We start from the raw sequence: 18,321 nt of genomic DNA, 5'->3' as shown, positions 1-18,321 counted from the left end.
CCACTTTAATTCAGTTAATGGTAGATGCGGAAAATTTACCTCCCGATCAACAAAATCGACGGTTAGATTTGTGGTTATCTCAACAAATTTCTGATCTGTCTCGTTCTCGGATTCAAACCTTAATTAGTCAGGGATGGGTGAAAGTTAATGAACAAGTTTGTACCACTAAAAAACTGTCTGTGCAAACGGGCGATCGCTTAGAAATTATTCTTCCCCCACCCCAACCTTTAGAACTGGAAGCTGTAGATATTCCCTTGGATATTTTATATGAAGATGATTGTCTATTAATCTTGAATAAACCTGCGGGGTTAGTGGTTCATCCCGCACCGGGACATCAGAATGATACTTTAGTTAATGCGTTATTAGCTCATTGTGATCAATTAGCAGGAATTGGCGGGGTACAACGTCCTGGAATTGTACATCGTTTAGATAAGGATACCACCGGGGCGATGGTGGTGGCCAAAACGGATTTTGCTTTGCAAAGTTTACAAGCTCAAATTAAAGAAAAAACTGCCCGTCGTCAATATTTAGGGGTGGTTTATGGCGTTCCAAAAACCGAATCAGGAACCATTAATCAACCCATTGGTCGTCATCCGATTGATCGCAAAAAAATGGCAATTGTTCCCCTCGAAAAAGGAGGGCGAGAAGCCATTACCCATTGGCAAATTCAAGAGCGCATCGGGAACTATACGTTAATGTTATTTACCTTAGAAACGGGACGTACCCATCAAATTCGGGTGCATAGTGCGTTTATGGGAAATCCCATTGTCGGTGATCCTGAATATAGTCGAGGAAAAGCAATCAAGGTGAATTTACCTGGACAAGCTCTTCATGCTTGGAAATTAACGTTAAATCATCCGATTTCGGGAGAAAAAATTGAAGCGATCGCCCCTATCCCTCATCCGTTAACTACACTTTTAGAGGTCTTACGCCGTCGTTAGAATCCGAAAAGATCATGATAATTTATAACGGTAGTGTGACGGTAAATATTGTTCCTTTTCCGACTTCACTTTCAACTTTAATTTGACCTTGGTGTAAATCAACAGCTTGTTTCACAATGGATAATCCTAACCCCGTCCCCTTAATATTACCCACGTTAGAAGCCCGTTCAAATTGTTGAAAGAGTTTAGCTTGATAATCCATCGGTAAACCAATGCCTTCATCTGCGACTTCAAACCAGATAAATTGACCATCTTGATGAATTTTTAAGCTGACTGTACCCCCATTAGGGGAATATTTAATCGCATTCGATAACAAATTCATCAAAATATGGCGCAGTAAAGGTTTATCTAAATTTCCGTGTATGACTTCTTGAGAACTCATGAATAAAACTCGATGTTCAGCCTGAGAAAGCGGTTTTATTTCTTCGATAATAGATTGACAAAATGTCACAACTTGAGTCGGTTCTGGGTTAAAGATTAGTTTTCCAGATTCAGCCCGACTTAAAATTAACAACTCTTCTAAAAGATTGTTCATATTGCTGACCGACGTTTGAATCCGATCTAAATGTTTTTGTTTTTTATCTTCCGTCCATTTATCACTATAATCTTTTAACATTCCGGCAGACATTTGAATGGCGGTTAAAGGAGTTTTTAAATCATGGGAAGCAATGGATAAAAACCGAGATTTTTCATCGGTAACAGCTTGCGCCTCTTTTAAAGATTCCTGCATTTTTAATGTAGATTGATGTTTTTTTAATGCAATTTTAATAGCGGCATGAACTTCTCGCTCTTTAAACGGTTTTAGAATATATCCATAGGATTCTGTTTCTTCGGCTCGTTCTAAGGTTTCATCATCGGCATAAGCGGTTACATAAATAACGGGAATATTAAATTTTTCCTGAATGAGTTTTGCCGTTTCAATTCCATCTAAATCTCCCTTGATGACAATATCCATTAAAATTATATCTGGTTGAGTTTCTTCCACTTTTTGTAATGCTGATTCACTCGAAGACGCAATTCCAACGACAACATATTCTAATTTTTCTAATTTTTTTGCTAATCCCTTGGCAATTAGCAACTCATCTTCCACGATCAAAATTCTGATGTCTCCCATTTTTCCCCCAGTTTATAACAGGAATGTTGGCAATTGATTTGATTTTCTGAATTTTATATGCTTATTACTTTTAATAACCATATTAACATCTTCTTCCAGTACCTCCCCATCTCCCCATCTCCCCATCTCCCCATCTCCCCCTCTCCCCATCTCCCCTTCCCCGTTCCCTCTTCCCTATATAGTTGGCTAATTTCCACAGATGCGCTACAATCCCAGAACCAAAGGTAGACTATGCTAAAACGATTTGATCGTTATAGTATGGGCGATAGTATATGGTGGGGAGTTAGCAATCACACAATGAATCTAACGCAGGAAATCGTTCTCCAGAACGGCAAATATCGGATTGATGCTGTTCTGGGTCAAGGGGAGTTTGGTGTGACCTACCAAGCCATGCACCCTCTCACTCATCAAACGGTTGTGATTAAAACGCTGCATCCTAAATTCATCACCTCCGTTGATTTTCCCCAAATCAAACAGCAATTTGCAACAGTTGCCAAGCGTTTAAGCCAGTGTCAGCATCCTAATATTGCCCGTGTGCTGGACATCTTTGAAGAAAAGGGTTTACCGTATTTGGTGATGAATTATATTGCGGGTCAAACCCTAGAAGAAACCTTACGCGCGCATTCTCCGTTATCGGTTCATCAGGCGCTGCAATATATCCGCCAGATTTCTTCGGCCATGAGAACCCTACATCAACACGGTTTACTTCACTGTAACCTGCAACCGAGGAATATCCTGCGCCATCAAGGGACAGACATCCTCACGTTAGTTGATTTTGGCTTAACCAGTGGCTTTATTGAACCGAGTGTCAAGTTTCCCATCCGTAACCGGGTTTTATCCGTCGGTTATGCGTCCCTAGAACATTATCTCCCCCATCAACACCTAACTCCCGCCACGGATATCTATAGTTTGGCAGCGACGTTCTATTGTTTGTTAACGGGTGAACCTCCCTTAGAAGCTCCATTGCGAGTGAATGAAGCCACACAACAGTTACTCAGCGCGTCTAAACCGACTTTAAGACAAATTCAACCTACCTTGAGTCCCGTTGTAGAACGATTAATTTACTGGGGATTAGAAATTGAACCCTCCCGACGTCCTCAAAGTGTTGACCAATGGATTGCTTTTTTACCCATTGAAGACATTGCGACAACGATTCAATCTCCTAATACTGTGATTCAACCTCAAAATTCTAGTGTTGTTGAACTTGTTCCCCCCAAATCTGTAGCGGTAAAAGCAGTTGTTGAAACCCCCGTTTCTGTTCAGGAAAAACCTTTAACTTCCGTTGCGACATTACCCAGTTTTCCCCTCAATTCCCCACCCCCACAAATTCAACCTGTTCCTGTTGCGATTCCGACTTGGGAACCGGAAGAAACGATACCTTCCCTGGGTTTTTTACTGCCGATTTTATTCTTAATTACATCCTTATTTTTTGGTTGGGTTGGATTTGATCTTACCCGTCGTTATGGCTACATTATTAGTCAGAAAACCAATATTCAATTGAATCATCCCTTTAATAATTTAGATTCCACAGAACCGATGTTTGAAAATCCTTCTGTTGAAACTCAAAATCCCAAGGAAGTCGCGGCGGAACGTTCCACAGAACAACCTTTAGAAGAGGGATATGACTCAACAGTAGAACCTTCCGATGCAGAAGCAAAAACCGAAGAAACTTCACCCGTTGAGCAATCTAGTGATACTAGCATTGCTACTGAAATAGAAGGGAAAAGCTCATCAACCTCAGAATCTCAATTAGAAGAATATTTACTTTCTCCGCCAGAACAAAGCAGTTCTCCTGAAGTAGGATTAGAACCGAATGTTACCGACTCCTCGGCTTCGGCTCCTGTAACAAACTATTCCGGTGATAATGATTCAACAATTTCACCTTCTACAGAGCCAGAATCCAATTATTCTCAAGATGGGAATGGGACGTTACCAACGGAGACGACACCGGGGGGCGGGGGAGGTTTATTACCAGAAGAACCTGTTCCTAATTCTTATTCTGAACCCACGGTTCCTGTAGAACCCCAATATCCCGTTTCTTCTGAAGAAACAACCCCGATGACTTCAACGCCTAACTATGGAACAGAATCTAATATTCCTACATCCCCTTTAACTTCTCCCATCAGCAACTAGCTAATTTTAAATAAGTTTTGAAAAATCAGTTTTCTCTTAATTTAATTAGGAGGAAAGGTGTATTTTTCAAGTTCTGTTGTTGTTTTTAAGGCTCCTTTATCATCAAAAATTTGCCATTTAATTGGCCCAATCAAATTTCCATACCACACCACTTTTTTAAAGGGTGTTCCGGCTTTTGTTCCATTAATTTCGAGTTTAAACGTTGAAAATTTTCCGGCGGGAACTTCAATATCCTCCGTTCCAACAACTTCATAATTTTCTTTTACTTCTGTGGTCATCACCGCAATTTCTTGACCTTCCCAAGTCCAAGTCTCCCCAGGAGAAGGAGGATTTTTGAGAATCGTTTTTGGCGGTTCTAAGCGATATTCTGTGTTATTTCCCCCAAAGGTATACAGTTGTCGATATTCTTTTACGAGTCCACTGGGTTTAGCATACCAAATATAAAACGGTGCAAACCCTAAATTATTTTCGGTTTTATAAAGCGTTGTTCCATCGGTTTGAGTTTCTAAACCTTCAACTTTAACAGTTAGTTTAGATTGCTTCCCATCAGCCGTTTTTGCTTGGTATTCCCAGATTCCCCCCACAGGTAAAGGAAAATAATCGTGGGGTGGTGTTTCCGCAAAGGTTTTGAACCCTATCATCACCAAAACAATCGTTAGAAATAATCCCAAAAAGCGTTTCCGGTTGAACATTATTTTTCTCTCAACACTCTGTTACTTTATTAAACCCTAATACTCAAATTTTGACACTCCCACCCCTGCGCTACGCTAAAGGGGTGGGATTCTCGTATCTAGTCCAGTCAAGCAGAGACAGTTGAATATACTCTTGTTTGACTGTATTCACCGAGTTCAGGGGTGTGCCAAGCACCCCATCAGTTAAACCGGATGAATCCATTACAGAAGCATCTCTCTGTAGGTCTAACTGACAAGAAAAACCGTCCCATTGAGCTAGGTTTTTCGCAGCATTCAAATCAGAGTTATGGTAGTGACCATTAGGGCAATTGAAATCATGTCGATTTCTTTTACCAATAAAACCACAGGTTGAACAGGATTTGGAAGTGTATGGCGCAGGTCTTTTAATTAATTTCAATCCTTTAAGAGCCAACTTATAATTAAGTTTCTGTTCCAAAGAATAATAAGACCAATTATGTCGAGATTCACCGGAATCAGAACGAGATTTTTGGCTCTGTTTCATTGTGCTTCGACATCCTTCTAAATCCTCAATAACAACATCAGCATTATGGTATTCGGCAAAACGAACAATTCGACGGCTGATTGTATGATTGATTGCATCCATCCATCGTCGTTCTTTTTTGTCCCATTTCTTTAATGCTCGAAACTTTTTAGCTTCTTGAAGTTGTTTTCTTCGTTGTTGAAAATAACGTCTCCGATGCTTAACGCTTTGACCATTAAAGAACTTACCAAAACCCTGTTTAGGTGCAACTACCGCTAAATTATTCTGTCCTCGGTCACATCCTAATCTTTTCTCCGTCTTAACTTCTGGAACATCCTCAGTAATTGACAGATAGGCATACCACTTATTTCGATGTTTAATTAATTTAAAAGAACCCCCTTGAATTGTTCCCTCTAACAATCCGTCTAAAACAGGTTGCCAATGGGGAGATGCAACTTCAATGGGAATTCTTTTTTCACCTTTAAGGGTTGGAAAACTAATTGAATAAGTATTCCCTTTTAGGGTTAACTTCCAGTTTTGGTTGTTAACTTCCACAGGAAGAACTTTATATTGTTTGGTTTTACGACCTGTGGGTGATGTGGTATGTCGGATTACTTGGTTAACAAGGGCAGATTTTAACTCGGACATAATTTTAGCTGTTGTCATTTTACGCCGTTCTTTAATCGGCAATGACAACAGCTTGTTGGCAACCCGTGTGTTTTCTGCCGTCATTTGCTCAAACACCTGAGCTTTACAACGGTTGAGATCCACGAATTTCAATTTAATCGTCCGAGTTATTTTTGTCATGTCATCCATGATAACATAAGGTTGATGAATCGTGTGTATCGACAATGACAGAAAATCAATATAGAAGAAAAAACACATCAGTTAGTCTGATCAACTATCATTTTGTCTTTTGCCCAAAAAGGAGGAAAAGGGTGTTGGTTAACGGAGTGAGCAGAAGATTAGAGGAAATTATCTACCAAAAAGCAAAAGAGCTAGAATGTGATGTCCTAGCTCTGGAGATAATGCCTGATCATGTGCATTTATTTATTAGTTGTCACCCTTTGATTGCTCCACATCAAATTATGTTCAGAATCAAAGGGGCATCATCAAGAATATTAAGAAAAGAATTTCCTCATTTACTTAAACTACCTTCTTTGTGGAGTCGAAGCTATTATTGTGGGACGGCTGGTTCTGTTTCTAGTGAAACTATCAAAAAGTATATTGCTAACCAAAACTCTCACTAGCCTTCACTCCGCCTAAAGGCGGGTATTCTACATCCCACGCTTGAAAGACGTGGGCTTTGAATACGGTTATTGTAAAACATAATTGGGAACCGTTTCAGGCTCAGGTTGCATCTCTCAGCGAATGATCAAGCTAAGTCGCTACTCTAGGATAGATTTTAATCCGTAAATAAACAATATTCAAGTGTAGAACAATTCAGTCAGTTGTTAAGACTTTGATTAATTTCCAGATTATCAAACAATTGCACTGCCAATATTAATCATAATCATCCATGATGAGGCTGAAAGATGAACAGAATTCCACCCCAAATTTTGTATTGTTTTCGACATCCAGCGATCCGAACAAGTCTATTAATATTGTGTTTCGGGGGAATGGTGCGATCGCTTCCTTATCTTGCGCCGATTCATGCAGAAGATATTCAACAAAAAGATGTGGCTTTTGAATTTAGCGATCGCAATAATTTACCTTTAGGAACTGTTCTGAGTTCTAATCAAAATCATACCGCAATTGTTCGTTTAAGTCAAGTTTCACCGGATTTTATTAACGGGATTATTGCCGCCGAAGATAAACGCTATTATCAACATGGGGCGGTTGATTCTATTGCTCTGATTCGCTCTATTTTAGAAGCATTTCAAGCCAAACAAATTGTTAGCGGTGCGTCTACCATTACGATGCAATTAGCCAGGTTATTAGAACCTGCACCCCGCACATTACCGAATAAGTTTAGTGAAATTTGGTTATCTTGGCGACTGACCGCCGGAATGAATCAACAGGAAATATTAGAAGCTTATATTAATCGTTTACCGATGGGGGGGAATTTGTATGGTGTTGAAGCGGCTGCAAAAATCTATTTTAATACCTCAGCATCGGAGTTAAATTTAGCCCAAGCTAGTTTATTAGCAGCCCTTCCAAATGACCCCACAGATCTAAATCCATACCATAATTTATCTGCGTTAAAAAAACGTCAAAATTATGTATTAAAGCGTATGGTTGAAGATGGATATATTACTTCTATTCAAGCGGAACGCGCCTATCAAGAAAAATTAGCCTTTCAACCCCAACAACAAGGAATTATCGCCGCACCTCATTTTCTATTTTGGCTAACGGAACAATTAACAAATTCCGAGGTTATGACTCACAAGGTAGAAAAGTCAATCCATAATATCAAAACCACAATAGATCGTCCGTTACAACAATTTATTGAAGCCCAAATTCAGCAAATTTTGAGTAGTTTAAAAGACCATAACGTTCATCATGCTGCTGCTATTGTCCTTGATAATAATACCGGAGAAGTCTTAGCTTATGTCGGTTCTCCCGATTATTTTAATAGCGATCAATTAGGGCGAAATGATGGCGTTCAAGCGTTGCGACAACCCGGCTCAACGTTGAAACCTTTTTTATATGAATTAGCGTTAGCAGAAGGGATAATTCAACCCTATACAATTTTAGCAGATGTTCCGACTTATTATGCAATTCCGGGGGCAAAGCTTTACAGTCCAACGGATTATAGTGAAACTTTTTTAGGCCCAGTACGGGTGCGAGTCGCGTTAGCAAATTCGTTAAATGTTCCGGCGGTAAAAGTATTAGAAAAAGTAACCGTTCCTGTATTTTTAGAACGATTAAAACAGTTAGGTTTTCAACATTTAACTCATTCTCATAATTATTATGGTTTAGGATTAACGTTAGGAAGTGGGGAAGTTAGTTTATGGGAGTTAGCCCAAGCTTATTTAATTATGGCAAATCAGGGTAAAATTATTAAACCTAATGTGATGCTGAGTAGAATAAAACCTCAAAATAATAATTCACAGTCTATTGATACTGTTGTCACTTGGCAATTAATCACGAATATATTAAGTGATGCTCATGCAAGATCTCATTCTTTTGGGATTGATTCTGTGTTAAATTTACCCTTTCCAGTTGCGGTGAAAACAGGAACATCTTCTAATTATCGAGATACTTGGACGGTCGGGTTCACAACAGATTATACCGTTGCAACCTGGGTGGGAAATTTTGACGGTGAAGGGATGCAAAATGTCTCTGGGGTAACGGGTGCAGCACCCTTATGGAATCGAATTTTATTGCATTTACATGAAACAAAAGAACCGGGTAATTTTCCCAAACCTGAAGGGTTAGTTGAATTACCGATTTGTGCAACAACTGGGTTACGTCCGACAGAAGATTGTTCAGGAGGAACTGTATTAGAATATTTTAATCCTAAAGCAATTCCTGAATATTATAAAAATTCTCCTCAATTTGCGTTAAATTCTGAATATAATGAATGGTTATCTCGACAACCTCATCCTCAATTAACCCAACATCAATTAAAAATTATTTCGCCTCAACCGGATGATTATTTTGTGATGAATTCGGGAGATGCTTCTCAATTAGAATTTAAAATTATTAACCCTTCTCAAGAGTCTGTGGAATGGTGGTTAAATGGTAACAAATTAAAGGTTCAGTCTGCTAACTCTTTATTTTGGCAATTGCAACCGGGACAATGGACGTTAACCGTTAAACAGGGAACTCAACAGAATACTGTTCAATTTCAAGTGCAAATAGCGGATAAAAAACCCTATCGTCGAGGTTTTTCAGTGGTTAATACTAATAAATAGGCTTAGATAATTAATAACTCTAACCTGAAACCCGGTTTCTCAGATCATTAAATTGTAGTTGAGAATACAAATTTTCAAGCTTTACAAAGTTTTTATAATTTTCGAGCAACTCTTTTCAAATCCTTTACCTAATTATTGATTGAGATTTGTAAAGTAGAAACTAGGAAACCGAAAACAACACGGCAAAATTGTCCCCTAACAAGTGGAGATGCTTATGCGTAACTTGATCTGTGATCTGCTGAACCCTCTGCGTCAATGGTTAGATAATCTGGAAATTCATAACCCTGATGTAGCACTATTTTTATATCGGGTAATTCCAGCACAATGTCCCTTTGCACGGGATATTAAACTTTTTGGATATACCGTTTTGCATATTCCTCCCTTGTGCAAACTCAACCCTTTTTATGAACAATTAATGGGTTTACGGTTTCGGGCAATGTGTTATTTAGTTGATGAATGTGGCATGACTATTTAACCGTTGAAATCGATTATTTTTTAATTGCAGGTCGCACTAAAATGACGGTACAGTGACAATTTTTAGCGATCGCTTCTGGAATATTTCCCTGAATCACTTGTCTTAACATTCCTTCTCGACTTGCGCCTAATACAATCACATCACACTGATCTTTATCTGCTAAATCAATGACCGCTTCTGATACGGAATTAGAACAAACAGTGGTAAAAATGACATCCGTATTTAAGCGATGACTTAAATCTTCTGAAGCTTGCTGAAATTCTCTAATTTCCTGTTTAGAAAGAACTGTTTTAACGACCCGACAAAGACGAATTTGAGGAGATAAACTTAACTTAGTTAATGCAGGTAAAAGAGGGACAGAAACGGAATGTTCTAAGGTATCTCTCACGGGAACTAACCAACGCTGCCAACCCAAAACCGGACAAGCCGCAATATCTAAATTCCCATCAATTTGAGGATCATCTGAAATTTGATGTTTCGCCCATTTAACTAACATAACTTGACAGGGAACTTGACGAATAACCGCATCCATCACATTACTAAAAATCCGATCTGGGGCTGATTTATCCCCATGCCAACCCATTAATAATAAATCTATATGTTCATTTTGAGTGGTTTCTAAAATTGCTTGGGCGACATCATGGGCAACTCGAATTTGAGTATGAACAGAAATCTGTAAATTTTGTCCTAAACGTTCAGCTTGTTGTAATAAACGCCGGCTTTTAGTTAACCGAACTGAAGTTTCTGAAGGAGATTGACTGTAGGGAATTGTAATCACCGTTAAACATTCTAATTCATAATTACGTTCTTGAGCGATCGCGATCGCAACTTTTAATAAAGTTGGGGCAGTTTGAGGGTTATATAATGAGACTAATAAACGACCATTTCCGGTTTTTGGCCCCCTGGTTTGATAGGCAATATAAGACGCTTCATGATGTCGCCCCACTTGGGTTGCTTCCCCGCTAATTTGACCTAATTCGGCACGAATAATATCACTCCGAGTAATAATTCCCACTAAATGATGATGTTCTACAACGGGTAAACGACTGAGTTTATAATGACCCAATAAATATAAAACATGAGTTAAATTATCATCAGGGCCAACGGTAATGGGTTGGGTTGTCATTAACTGATCAATGGGGGTATGATCAGGGAATTGGCGACTACTAATTTGAGTTAAATCTGTTTGGGTAATAATTCCCACTAACTTACCCTTTTCTACGACAGGAAATCCGCGATGGTGAGATTTTGCAAAAGCTTCAATCACTTGTTCTAAAGTGAAATTATCGGGTAAGGTTTCAACATTTCGTTGCATCACATCCGCAGCCTTTAGTTTCTCTAAAGTCCCATCAATGGGTTGATTAGGTTTGAGTTCAATTCCACTTAATTTTAATAACTGATCATACAGTGATTCAGAATCAATTTTTTCAGAAATTAAATAGGCTACAATAGAAGAAATCATGAGGGGTAAAACTAATCCGAAATCCGTTGTAATTTCAAATACAATGACAACGGCCGTAATCGGTGTTCGCGCCACAGCACAGAAAAAAGCCCCCATTCCTGCAAAAGCAAAAATCGTGGGTTGGTCAATTCCTAACATGAATTCAGATTCCCAACTTCCCACTAAATGCCCTAACGCCGAACCCAAGACTAAAGAAGGGGCAAATAATCCTCCAGGTGCGCCGGAACTGGCTGCAATTGCGGTTAGAATAAAATGGGCTGTAAATGCTAAAGCACTGGTTTGCCAGGGCAATTCCCCACTTAAAATTAATTCTCGAATTCCGGTATTATTTCTAAAGGAAAGAGGCAAGAAAGATACGACTAAACCGGATAATAAACCAGCAACCGCCATGCGTTGTGGCAATCCCCACTTTAACACCCGACGATTAAATTTTGAACCCGCAATAATACTGCGACTAAAAATTGTTCCTAAAACTCCGGCTAGAATTCCTAAGATAATAAATAAAGGGATTTCTCTAGCATATAGTAATCGATCCTGTACCGTTTCTAATATAATTGTTCTTGTGACATAAACACTGAGTTCTTGACCTCCTAATAAACGGGAAACCACCGCCCCAAGAAAAGAGGCAATAATCGCAGGGCCAAGGGTAATTCCTGACACATCATGTAGGAGTTCTTCAACTACAAATAACACCCCCGCAATAGGCGCATTAAATCCAGCAGCTAACCCCGCAGCGGCTCCACAAGCAATTAATTGTCGGCGATAATTGGGAGAAGTGGGAACCCAGCGACTAATCCAAGCGGCTAAAGCGGCACCGATTTGCACCGTTGGCCCCTGACGTCCTAACGTTAAACCGCAGCCCATCGTAAACATCGTCCCGATGAGTTTAGAAAATGCCACTCGAAAATCAAGAGAAATGGGTTCTCCTGCTAAGGAGGCTTTGACTTGGGGAATTCCACTTCCGGCCGTTTCTGGCGCTAATCTTTCCACCAAAAAACCGGTTAATAAACCCCCGATTAATCCCACACCCGGAAGAAAAATCCAAGCGGGAACCCCAGCATTTAAGGATTCTGAAATTCGCCAAGACCCTAACCATCCAGCCCCTTGTTTTAATAAGAATGCAGCTAAACCAGACACTAAGCCTATTAAGCAAGCTTCAATAATGGCATAACGTTTAGGGGTGGTGGGTGATAAAATTTTAGAGTTCAGAACTGAAATTTCTCTGGGGATAGAGATGCGCCGCATAAAGACAATAGAATTTTTGGCTATTGTTTAGAATAGCAGTGAAAACACCCGTATTTCGATCAATTAAAATTTGTCGTTAAACTAACAAAACTTACTAATATAACTTCAAGAATTTTGTTGTTAGGCTTCAGCCTACTTGAAGCTAAAGCTCAACAACGATTTCTCTCGTTTCTAGGTTCTACCTAGAAATCCTATAAGGTGGCTCTGCCACCTCATTTCTAAGAGGCGGAGCCTCTAGCAGACGTTCCCTGGTTCTACCAGGGAAACTAGGAAAAAAGCAAATTATTCCTCAGAATTTTTACCGAGTGTTTCTTGTGCAGCGTGTCGGATATGAAGAATACGAATGATTGAACTTTCTGGATTTTCAAGGATTGTAAATAGGATACGATAAGAATTTCGTCCATGACCATAAAGAAGTTGACGGATTTCTTGACTAAAATATTCATTTTCTCTAGCCAAAGGGCAACGCTTTGGCATTTGTAAAAGAGATGTAATCGATTTTAATAGCCCTTGATACCATTGTTTTGCCTTTTCTGGAGATGTAACTTGAGACATCCAGAGGAACGTTTGATCAGCTTCTGCTTCTGCGGTACTAGAAATTTCAATGCGATATTTCATCAATCAATAGATAGATTATATTTACGACGTTGTGCTTCAGCAAATTGATCAAAATCTCTAAACCGCCCCTGTTCAAAATCCTCTAATCCTCGTTGAATTCCCTGAATGGCTTCTTCTGTATCATGGGTTTCCCATAATAAAATTTGATTGAGTAGTTCTGTCACCACAAAATCAATATTTTGACCTTGTTTAGCTGCTTTTTCTCGGAGTTTTGCTTCCAGTTCGGGAGTCAGTGTCACAACAATTGACATAGATGTTTTTTGATATTGTTAACCTTTGGAGGTTATTATAACAAGAAATTCAGGTGATTGTATGATTTAACAACCGAAGAACGATTAATTAAGGAACTCTAACCTAATTATGATTAATTCATCTAAATCTCAATGCCACAGCTTAAAACATTTAAGCCCTGGAATCAATTTCAGGATAGCTAATTTTTAAGGGTTTGAAGTTGAGTGCGGAGCCCCCGTCACCCCCTCACACAAATGTCTATCCTCCTCACTCACACTTGAACTATTCTCCAGATAATCCTTCATCCATTCACAACCCCAAACCATTAATTGATCTAAATCCAAACTAATCGTCCACAGCTTGATTGTGTTGTCCCAACTGCTGGAAGCTAGGGTTTGGTCGTTGGGACTCCAACTCACATCGGTGACTGAGCTATTGACTTCCAAACTATTTGATCGAGGGATTCGATTATAAGATAACCCAAGAGGTTTTTACCCCAGTCAAACCCTAACTTTAAATACTATCTTTTGGGTGAGTGAATCTGTAGAGCGATCGCGCAAACTAAAATCAAGCGAGGATTAAACAGACTAATCTCCGCCGTCATTAACCCAACAAACAGGAGCAATAACGTGCCTATTGAACACATAGTCGGGATGAGTTCCACATTGAACGGAAAAGTACCCACTTTATTATTAAGTGATATGACTGTTCCTCTGTGGGGTTTAGCTATTTTCATTCTGTGGACAATTTTTATTGTTCTACTGTTACTCGCTGTCAGAATTCGCCATCTGGCGGCGGGTGGCTCTGTGAAAGATTTTGGCACACCGAATGATGAAAGTTTGCTTTGGCGACTGTTTCGGGTTCACGCAAACTTAATTGAGAACCTACCTTTGTATCTGGGGGTGGTTTTCCTGCTAACTGTTCGGGGTATTTCTGGAACAACGATAGATGTGCTAATTGTTGTGTATATCGGATTTCGTCTCCTACATTCACTGATTCATATTGCAGGCTTAAATCCTAAGTTTCGGCTGTTCAGTTTAGTCATTCAGTTCAGTTGTTTAGTTGCTTTAACTGTCTTGGCATTATTGTAGTTGAGGAATTTCAAGGAGGTTTAATTATGACAATAGAAAATAGGAGATTATCAGCAGGTCAGATTATCCTGGCAATTATTTATATTCTTATAATCCCCCTATTACTTCTACTTTTTTCAGGAGATTGGTTATGGCTTGAAGGATGGATTTTTGGAGTTTGGTTAATTATAATTTCTGGAGTTACTGCCATTTATTTATATCGAAAAGACCCGGAATTACTGGTAGAAAGATTTAAACAACCCGGATCAGATAATCAAAAAGTCTGGGATCAATATTTTCTCTATGGATTTGAACTTTTATTTTTAGCTTGGATTATAATCATGCCTTTAGATAGCAAACGATATCAATGGACAACAAATTTCCCCTGGGAGCTAAAAATTTTGGGAGGGATAGGATTATTGATTTCATTTTTCTTTTTATACCGAGCTTTTACAGATAATACCTTTTTATCGCCTCTGGTCAGAATCCAAACCGAACGAAATCACCACGTCGTTTCCACTGGTGTTTATGGCTTTGTTAGACATCCTATGTATCTAGGAGCGATCTTTTTATTCCTGGGAACACCAATATTATTGGGTTCTCAATATGGGGTTTTAATCGGTGTTATAATATCCTTGCTTCTCGTTGCTAGAATTAGGGGAGAAGAAAAGATGTTAGTTGAAGAATTAGAAGGATATCAAGATTACACAAATCAGGTGAAATATAGATTAATTCCTTTAATTTGGTAACGCATCGTGCTACGCGCCATATTATGAAATTGATTTAGAATCCCTCATATATTCCCTACAATTTCATCGTTAAGCTAATCCGTTTTAACTTCTCATTAACTTCCATCACCCGCACTTTCACCACTTGACCCACTTTAACAAATTTATTCGGATCATCGACAAATTGATCTGCGATTTGAGAAATATGAACTAACCCATCTTGATGCACTCCAATATCAACAAATGCACCAAACGCAACTACATTCGTGACAATTCCTTCTAATTCCATACCGATTTTTAAATCCGTTATTTCTTTAATCCCTTCTTTAAACGTGGCATATTTGAACTCCGCACGGGGGTCTCGTCCCGGTTTTTCAAGTTCGTTAATAATGTCTTTTAAAGTTGGAATTCCAATGGTATCAGTAACATATTTATCCAGTTTAACGGATTTAATTTTATCCTTAAATTGGCTAATATTATTTAAGGAAATGCCTAAATCTTTCGCCATGACTTCCACCACCTTATAACTTTCGGGATGAACGGCGGTATTATCTAAAGGATTAACCCCCCCTCGGATTCTTAAAAATCCTGCCGCCTGTTGAAAGGCTTTAGGGCCTAATTTTGCCACTTTTAACAGTTCCTTACGGGTTTTAAAGGCTCCATTTTCATTACGATAATTGACAATATTCTGCGCCACTGCTGGGGTAATTCCTGAAACAAAGGTTAATAATTCTTTTGACGCGGTATTTAATTCCACTCCCACATAGTTCACACAACTTTCAACCGTATCATCCAGTTTTTTCTTTAATAATTTTTGATCGACATCATGTTGATATTGTCCAACTCCTATGGATTTTGGATCAATTTTAACTAATTCTGCTAACGGATCTTGTAACCGTCGTCCGATACTAATTGCACCCCGTACTGTTAAGTCTAAATCAGGGAATTCTTGTCGCGCTACATCACTCGCAGAATAAATCGATGCACCAGATTCATTCACCATAACTTTAATCGGTTTTCGGTCTAATTTAGCGATAATTTCGGTTATAAATTCATCGGTTTCTCGTCCGGCGGTTCCATTTCCAATGGCGATTAATTCAATATTATATTTATCGATTAATTGTTTAACTTTTTTCGCGGCTTCTTGACGTTGACCTTCTGCTTGATGAGGGAAAATCGTATGATATTCACAGAATTTTCCGGTTTCGGATAAAACTGAAACTTTACATCCGGTTCTAAACCCTGGGTCAATGGCTAAAGTGGGTTTCATTCCCGCCGGTGAGGCGAGTAATAATTCTCTTAAATTGGCTTCAAAGGTTTTAATGGATTCTAAATCAGCGTAGGCTTTGCGATCGCTTCTGACTTCACTCATTAAGGACGTTTTCATTAACCGATTAAAAGCATCTTTTAACATCGGTTGATAAAATTTGCGAATCACCGGATTTTTCGTTTTAATTTCCTGAGATTCTAAATAAGACTGTACAAAATCATCATCAAATTCTATCTCGACTTTTAAGATTCCTTCCGCTTCTCCCCGAAATAAAGCTAATAAATTATGAGGCTTAATATCCTGTACATTTTCTCTATATTGACGGTACATTTCAAACTTAGTCGTTCCTTCGGGGTAATCTTCTTTCACCTGGGATAAAAATACCCCATCATTCATTAAATATTCTCTCAAATACGCTCGTAAATTCGCTTTCTCAGACACAATTTCTGCTAAAATATCAGAGGCTCCATTTAAGGCATCTTCAACGGTTTTCACACCTTTTTCTTCAGAAATATATTTTTCGGCTTCCCCTTCTAACGCAACCGTCGGGGAATTAGGTTGATTAAAATTAGCAATAAATTGAGCGAGAGGTTCTAATCCTTTTTCTTTCGCAACAGTCGCGCGAGTTCGTCGTTTAGGTTTATAAGGTAAATATAAATCTTCTAATTCCGTTTTTTGTAAACAATTTTCGATTTTTTCTCGCAGTTCATCGGTGAGTTTATCTTGAGATGCGATCGCGTCTAAAATGCTTTTTTTCCGGTCTTCTAATTCCGTTAAATAGGTATAACGTTCTGAAAGATCTCGCAGTTGAATTTCATCTAAAGACCCGGTGAGTTCTTTCCGGTATCGCGCCACAAACGGAATCGTTGCTCCCTCAGAAAACAATTGTAGCGCGTTTTCTACTTGAAAGGGTTTAAGAGACAGTTCTTGAGCGAGAATTTGGGGAATATTGAGCATGGGATTCAAAACCAACAGATGTTCCATCTAAGTTTGATTTTATCATATTTGTTTGATATTAAGTCAATCTGGGTACAGTAAAAGCTGAGAGTCCATCCTGATTAGGTATTTGTCTTTGTCATTAATTTTGTGTGATATGATATTAGATTAGATATCTTGAAATTAGGCAAAATTCATGGAAAAGCTATCTCAATATCAATCTCTCTATGAAAAAGATTATTATCTCTGGCTACAAAAAACTTCAGAAATCTTAGATACTCGTCAACTTAATCAACTAGATATTGATAATTTAAAAGCAGAAATTAAAAATTTAAAATTCAATGTTAAAGAAAACTTAAAAACCAGATTAAAAACATTAATTGGAAATTTGTTAAAATTAAAATATTGGACAAGCGAAAAAGAATATAATGCCAGAGGATGGCTCAATAACGTTATAGAACAACGATTAAAAATTGAATTATCCTTAGAAGATAGCCCAAGTTTAAGGACATTGTTAGATGAAATATTCCTCGATTGTTATGACCAAGCTAGAACCGATACTTTAAAAACTCATCAGTTACCTCGTGATTTATTTCCTCTCAAAACTCCTTTTTCCTTAGAAGATATTCTTAATTCTGATTATTTACCCTAATGTTAACTGTTTGATATCTACAAACTTTTTACCCATCACCCCTAAAGGATAAAATAATGCTAAAACAATTACTCCTAATATTATTATTAACCTTAACCTTAATTCTAAGTCCTGTTTATTTCCCAGCATTAGCTGTTAATCTGGATACGGGAGCGAAAATATTTGAAGCGCAATGTGTGGGATGTCATGGGGGAGGAGGAAATATTGTCCGACGAGGAAAAACTTTAAAGAAAAAAGCTTTAGAACGCAATCATGTTAATACTTTAGAAGCAATTTCAGCGTTAGTTACTAATGGCAAAAATAATATGTCTGCTTACAAAGATCGTTTAACAGATGCAGAAATTCAAGCGGTTTCTGCTTATGTTTTAGAACAGGCGGAAAAGAATTGGAAAAAATAGCAGAAACTGGGTTGA

At 38.5% G+C, this 18,321-nt stretch carries 17 protein-coding genes; 9 read left to right on the top strand and 8 right to left on the bottom strand.

Going from position 1 to position 18,321, the window contains the following annotated elements; genetic code table 11:
- Positions 1-17 precede the first annotated feature (17 nt).
- Positions 18-941: an RluA family pseudouridine synthase gene (locus PL9214_RS10895; protein WP_245824240.1), complete on the top strand. Its 924-nt coding sequence runs from the start codon at positions 18-20 to the stop codon at positions 939-941.
- A 22-nt stretch (positions 942-963) separates the two neighbouring features.
- Here PL9214_RS10895 and PL9214_RS10890 read toward each other — a convergent pair whose 3' ends face one another.
- A complete protein-coding gene (locus PL9214_RS10890; protein WP_072718843.1) occupies positions 964-2,055 on the bottom strand; it encodes a hybrid sensor histidine kinase/response regulator in 1,092 nt (363 codons plus the stop codon).
- A gap of 231 nt (positions 2,056-2,286) precedes the next feature.
- On the opposite strand from PL9214_RS10890, the gene PL9214_RS10885 reads away from it, so the two are divergent.
- Complete coding sequence (locus PL9214_RS10885) at positions 2,287-4,188, top strand: serine/threonine protein kinase (protein ID WP_083579973.1); 1,902 nt, start codon at positions 2,287-2,289, stop codon at positions 4,186-4,188.
- 41 nt (positions 4,189-4,229) lie between these two features.
- On the opposite strand, the gene PL9214_RS10880 is transcribed toward PL9214_RS10885, so the two are convergent.
- Together PL9214_RS10880 and PL9214_RS10875 are read right to left on the bottom strand one after the other, a co-directional pair.
- Entirely contained in the window at positions 4,230-4,880 is a 651-nt protein-coding gene (locus tag PL9214_RS10880; RefSeq protein WP_072718841.1) for a TapB family protein, read from the bottom strand.
- A gap of 70 nt (positions 4,881-4,950) precedes the next feature.
- Positions 4,951-6,177, bottom strand: coding sequence for an RNA-guided endonuclease InsQ/TnpB family protein (locus tag PL9214_RS10875; protein WP_222425192.1), 1,227 nt, complete (start codon positions 6,175-6,177; stop codon positions 4,951-4,953).
- Between the two features lie 35 nt (positions 6,178-6,212).
- Between PL9214_RS10875 and tnpA the strand changes: the two genes are divergently transcribed.
- The 3 genes from tnpA to PL9214_RS10860 all read left to right on the top strand — a co-directional run bounded on the left by tnpA (position 6,213) and on the right by PL9214_RS10860 (position 9,696).
- Complete coding sequence (tnpA, locus tag PL9214_RS10870) at positions 6,213-6,611, top strand: IS200/IS605 family transposase (RefSeq protein ID WP_072717176.1); 399 nt, start codon at positions 6,213-6,215, stop codon at positions 6,609-6,611.
- Between the two features lie 285 nt (positions 6,612-6,896).
- Positions 6,897-9,221, top strand: coding sequence for a penicillin-binding protein 1C (gene pbpC / locus PL9214_RS10865; RefSeq protein ID WP_072718840.1), 2,325 nt, complete (start codon positions 6,897-6,899; stop codon positions 9,219-9,221).
- 214 nt (positions 9,222-9,435) lie between these two features.
- Entirely contained in the window at positions 9,436-9,696 is a 261-nt protein-coding gene (locus tag PL9214_RS10860; RefSeq protein WP_306341361.1) for a Mo-dependent nitrogenase C-terminal domain-containing protein, read from the top strand.
- A gap of 13 nt (positions 9,697-9,709) precedes the next feature.
- Here PL9214_RS10860 and PL9214_RS10855 read toward each other — a convergent pair whose 3' ends face one another.
- The 4 genes from PL9214_RS10855 to PL9214_RS10840 form a co-directional block, all read right to left on the bottom strand.
- On the bottom strand, positions 9,710-12,403 hold the full coding sequence (locus tag PL9214_RS10855) for a chloride channel protein (protein WP_072718838.1): 2,694 nt from the start codon (positions 12,401-12,403) through the stop codon (positions 9,710-9,712).
- Positions 12,404-12,685: 282 nt separating this feature from the next.
- A complete protein-coding gene (locus PL9214_RS10850) occupies positions 12,686-13,021 on the bottom strand; it encodes a type II toxin-antitoxin system RelE/ParE family toxin (protein ID WP_072718837.1) in 336 nt (111 codons plus the stop codon).
- A complete protein-coding gene (locus tag PL9214_RS10845) occupies positions 13,021-13,272 on the bottom strand; it encodes a hypothetical protein (protein WP_072718836.1) in 252 nt (83 codons plus the stop codon). The genes PL9214_RS10850 and PL9214_RS10845 overlap by 1 nt, the downstream gene beginning before the upstream one ends.
- Positions 13,273-13,458: 186 nt before the next feature.
- Positions 13,459-13,698 (bottom strand): WD40 repeat domain-containing protein, encoded by a 240-nt coding sequence (locus PL9214_RS10840; RefSeq protein WP_072718835.1) that lies wholly within the window; start codon positions 13,696-13,698, stop codon positions 13,459-13,461.
- Positions 13,699-13,881: 183 nt separating this feature from the next.
- Between PL9214_RS10840 and PL9214_RS10835 the strand changes: the two genes are divergently transcribed.
- The gene (locus tag PL9214_RS10835; RefSeq protein ID WP_245824231.1) at positions 13,882-14,343 is read left to right on the top strand and encodes an MAPEG family protein; all 462 of its coding nucleotides are present in this window, start codon (positions 13,882-13,884) and stop codon (positions 14,341-14,343) included.
- 26 nt (positions 14,344-14,369) lie between these two features.
- Entirely contained in the window at positions 14,370-15,071 is a 702-nt protein-coding gene (locus tag PL9214_RS10830) for a methyltransferase family protein (protein ID WP_072718834.1), read from the top strand.
- Positions 15,072-15,126: 55 nt separating this feature from the next.
- Here PL9214_RS10830 and PL9214_RS10825 read toward each other — a convergent pair whose 3' ends face one another.
- Positions 15,127-17,277: a Tex family protein gene (locus tag PL9214_RS10825; protein ID WP_072719115.1), complete on the bottom strand. Its 2,151-nt coding sequence runs from the start codon at positions 17,275-17,277 to the stop codon at positions 15,127-15,129.
- Between the two features lie 175 nt (positions 17,278-17,452).
- Between PL9214_RS10825 and PL9214_RS10820 the strand changes: the two genes are divergently transcribed.
- Both PL9214_RS10820 and petJ read left to right on the top strand, forming a co-directional pair.
- Complete coding sequence (locus PL9214_RS10820; protein WP_072718833.1) at positions 17,453-17,908, top strand: DUF29 domain-containing protein; 456 nt, start codon at positions 17,453-17,455, stop codon at positions 17,906-17,908.
- A gap of 56 nt (positions 17,909-17,964) precedes the next feature.
- A complete protein-coding gene (gene petJ / locus PL9214_RS10815; RefSeq protein ID WP_072718832.1) occupies positions 17,965-18,306 on the top strand; it encodes a cytochrome c6 PetJ in 342 nt (113 codons plus the stop codon).
- Positions 18,307-18,321 lie beyond the last annotated feature (15 nt).

Origin of the sequence: Planktothrix tepida PCC 9214 (genome assembly GCF_900009145.1) — a bacterium.
GTDB classification, from domain to species: domain Bacteria; phylum Cyanobacteriota; class Cyanobacteriia; order Cyanobacteriales; family Microcoleaceae; genus Planktothrix; species Planktothrix tepida.
This window is presented reverse-complemented; position numbering and strand designations above follow the sequence as displayed.